Source organism: Pseudomonas sp., from assembly GCF_050739995.1.
Classification (GTDB): domain Bacteria; phylum Pseudomonadota; class Gammaproteobacteria; order Pseudomonadales; family Pseudomonadaceae; genus Aquipseudomonas.
This window is the reverse complement of the sequence record NZ_JBOICG010000274.1, coordinates 1-4,022: the sequence shown is the minus strand read 5'-3', so window position 1 is coordinate 4,022 and position 4,022 is coordinate 1. Positions and strand designations below refer to the sequence as shown.

Genomic DNA, 4,022 nt, shown 5'->3' with positions numbered 1-4,022 from the left:
CACCGCGGTGTACCTGGTACAACGCGGCGACCTTATTGGGGCGGCTTCGCCGCCCAGCGCGGGGCAAGCCCGCTCACTACAGAGGAAGGGTTCCACTACGCCTTCCTGTACGACAGCCAGGGTCAGAAGCGGAAGGTAAACCCGGCATTGATCCCGTTGTTGTTACCCCGGTTGGACAGCAAACCGCTGTAGCTCAAGGACACCAGTGTGTCCGGGGTCAAGGCCATTTCCGCGCTGGCTTTGATCACCGCACCATCGCGGGCTACGGGCACGCTGTTGACCGCAAATGCCGTGTCGCTGCCGGCGAACTTCAAGGAGGCTTCGCGATCGGTATCACCGAACTGATGCTCCCAACCCAACTCACCGCGCAACGTCACCGCCGACGTCGAGCTGATCGGCAATTGGGTATGTGCGCGCAAGCCCAGTGTGGAGAGCGTGGCATCCTGGCTTTGCTTGCTGGCATGCAAGGCTGCGGCGCCGCCTTTTTCCTTGAACGAGTCGCTCTGATAGTTCAGGTAAGTGAGGTTGGCAAAGGGTTCGAACTGGCTCCATTGGGTGTAGCCGATCTCTCCGAACACTTGGTCAGTACGGGCGTTGTAGTCAGCTTTGTCGTAATCCGACTGGTTGGCATAGGCCACACGGCGCGAGGCGTCGATACGGTGCCACGTGGTACCGCCGCCCAGGCGCAGGGCAATCGCGTCGAAGCGTTTACCACCGTAGATCGACAGGTGATAGTTGTCGCTGTCCGCCGAAGCCGATGCGCCATTGAGGTGACTCTGGGTATAGCCGGTAGCGGCGCCCACACGCCAGCCGTCGCCGACCTCGGTATCCAGGCCCAGCAGCACACCGCTGGTGGACGACGAATAACCACTGGCATTGTTGTCACCACTGACGTTGTTGCGACCGCCCAGCAACTGCACCCAACCACCGTTGTCGCTGGCCTGGATCTGCGCGCTGGAATCCAGTGCCTGGGCCTGTTGCAGGCGGCCGTTGACCGCTTCACGCAGGTAGCGGCTGTCAGCCATGTGCGCCGCTGCCACGTCCGAGTGCAATTGCCCGGACAGTTGCTTGAACGCCTCTCGCGCCTGCACCGCCGAGTCGGAAGCCAACAGGCTTTCATACACAGGGCTGCCAGCACCCAAGGCCTCGGCCGCCGTCGCTACCGCGCGTTCGTTGCGAGTTTGCGCAACGCTGGCGAAGGTCGTCTGGTTTCGCGCCACCGCCAGGCTCAGTTGATTCGGCTGATAGTTAAGCTGAGTGCCGATAAACAGGTAGTTGGGGGTGATCGCGGCAAACTGGCCGTTGATGCCCTGGCTGGCGCTGAGGATGTTGAACTGCTGACCCAGCAGGCTGCGTGCTTCGCTGGCGGACAGCAGGTTGGGGCTGTTCTCCAGGGACACGGTCACCACACCGCCGTTGAGGGTCGCGACACCGCTGCTCTGGATCTGGTCGCTGCGCCCATTGGGGCCCACTTCGACGGCGTACACCGAGCCTGGGTTGAAGGTCACGTCACCCGTGTGCAGCGTGCCAATCGAATGCCCTGGTGCCACGCGACCGCCGCTGTTGACGGTCAAGGCACCCACCGTGCCGTTGCCGGCCAGTGTGCCGCCCAACGTGGTCGCCACGCCGTTATCCGCATTCCGTGTGCCCACGGCGCTGCCGTCGACTGTCACGGCGGAGGTCAGCGAGCCGTCCACCGACAGCTTGCCGCCACGCACCCAGGTACTGCCCGAGTACGTGTTATGGCCTTCCAGTACCAGTTCGCCGTCTCCGGACTTGGCCAGGCTGCCGACATAGGTGTTGCCGGTGAGCAAATCCTTGCCCCGGGCCAGGGTAGCTTGCTCCCGTGCGCTGCCGATCTCGTACTCGAACTGATCATCCGCCGAGGCATTGGTGGGCAGGCCATTGAGCCAGCCTTTTTGCTGTTTGGTCGCCGCCCAGGTCGCCTGCTCGGTGGCGTCTTCTACACGGCGAGCGCGAATGGCCTCATCGGAAATAGGGTTGGCCCAGATGTCACGCGTAGCCGAAGGCAAGGCCACCGCCACCGAACCCAGGAACTGCCCCGGCCCTTGCATGGCTTTCTGCAGGTTGGGCAGGCCCCAGCCACTGACCACTCCCGGCACTTGTGGCGTGCCCGGCGCGGCATCGTGCACCGGTTGCAGGTTGTCGTAGGTGCGGCCACCGGTCAGGTTGCCCACCGGGGTGTCCGGGCCATCCGGTGCTTGCAGGCTGGAGGTGGTCAGCAACACATCCCGGGCCTGGCTCGCGGTCATGTAGGGGAAGCGTTGGATCACCAGCGCCAGGGCGCCCGAGACGCTCGGTGCAGCGGCGGATGTGCCGTTGGCGTTGGGGATGATTTCCCCTTCGGGCCCAGTGGACGGAATCCCTGAAACGCCCATCACGCACCACCATTTCGAGGTGCCGCAACGGTTGTAGACCTGGGCACTGGTCTCGTCATAGCCGGTGATCGAGAGGAACTTGGTTTCGATATCCGGCTTGAAAAACGGCAGGTTGGCGTTGGTGTCCGGGTTGGCGCCGTGGCTGTCGTTGCCTGCCGAGATGATCTGGATAAAGGTGTTTTGCCGAGCTGCGTCGGCCATGGCGTCCATCCAGGTTTTCTGACCGGCGTGAGCCTTGTCCCAGAATGGGCGATAGGCGGCCTTCATGTCACGCAGGTTATCCGCCGCGCTGTCGCCGACATTACCGAAGTGGTTTTCCACGTCATTGCGCGAGTTCTGCCCCCAGCTCTGGTTGACGATCGACACGTTCTTCGCGGCGAGGGCGTTGTAGCTGGCCATGAACGCGTTGTAGTCCAAGTCGTTGGAGCCCTGGAAACGGTTGTCGTCGGTGCCGCCGGTATTGGCGACAAAAATGTTCGCGTCAAAGGCAATGCCATGCATGCCAGTGCCGTTGCGACTGGCGCCCAGCACACCGGACATTTCCGTACCATGACCGTCGTTGATGGTGGGGTCGTACTCACCGGAAATACTGAAGTGCTCACCCTTCTGAAACTCGCCGTCCGGGGTGTCGTGGATATAACGCGGATGGGTGGCGTAGTACTCACCGGTCGCCGTCACCGCCTGCACCCGGTCCTGGCCCTGGGCATTCTTGCCCTGGAATTCGAAGTGTTCTGTGAGGATGCCTGAGTCGAGCACGCCGACATTCACGCCCTTGCCGGTCATGCCCAAGGCATAGGCGTAATAAGCGTTGGTGCGGTCCAGACCGGAGTTGACCTCGGCTTCGGGAGTCTTCCAGGTTTGTGCGTTGGCGCTCCAGTCACGGGTGGCGGCGGCCCAGGACTGGCCGGCGTTGAGTTGCCCGTTCAGGTTGCTGCTGACGCCCGGTTCTACATAGGTGTAGGGCTTGGCAGCCGGCAGGTTGGCGATGATGGCCTTGGAGAAATCGAGAATATTGGTGGTGTAGCGGCCGCTGTTGCTGAACAGCCGGCTGCGGTAGTAATCCAGCCGCGAGGCGTAGTCCAGCGGCCGCTTGGTGTCGCCGAGCATGGCACCGATGGTGAGGTTTTCCGGTTGCAGCTCATAGTTTTGCTTGAGGGCTGAATCGAACTTGGCGGACTGGGCTGCAAAATCCTTTGCGGCAAGGTCGACGATATCCGGAAATGCGAACCGTAGGTTCTTGTACACATCGGTGTTGGGGCCGAACGAGGCGACCGCTTTGCGGAAGGCCGACTCCAGCACTTGAGCCGTGTAGGGGTTGCTGTCATCCGCCCAGGCCATTGGGCCTTGGCCTAGCCATAAAGCCAGCCCGAGTGCGATAGGGGTGAGCGGTATCGATTTGAAGCGCTTGCGTTGAGACAAAATGAAGCCATTACCTGCTACGTCCATTTTCCTTTCCCTTTGGATATGTGCGTCGTCAATGAGCGATGTATCGGGCTTTTTGTAATAGGCAGGGTCACGCGAAAAACCCATGAGGGTTTTCAAGATTTCGTCGAATGAATGAGGTGGTTTTCCGACGGGGTCACGCAGCGTTCTTATTGTTTTGGCAGCGGCAAAAAATGTAAC

1 protein-coding gene is annotated in these 4,022 nt (G+C 61.5%); it reads right to left on the bottom strand.

The annotated features are described in order from the left end of the window. Positions 1-122 precede the first annotated feature (122 nt). Entirely contained in the window at positions 123-3,845 is a 3,723-nt protein-coding gene (locus ACRESD_RS09380) for an autotransporter domain-containing protein (RefSeq protein WP_431750660.1), read from the bottom strand. Between the last annotated feature and the right edge of the window lie 177 nt (positions 3,846-4,022).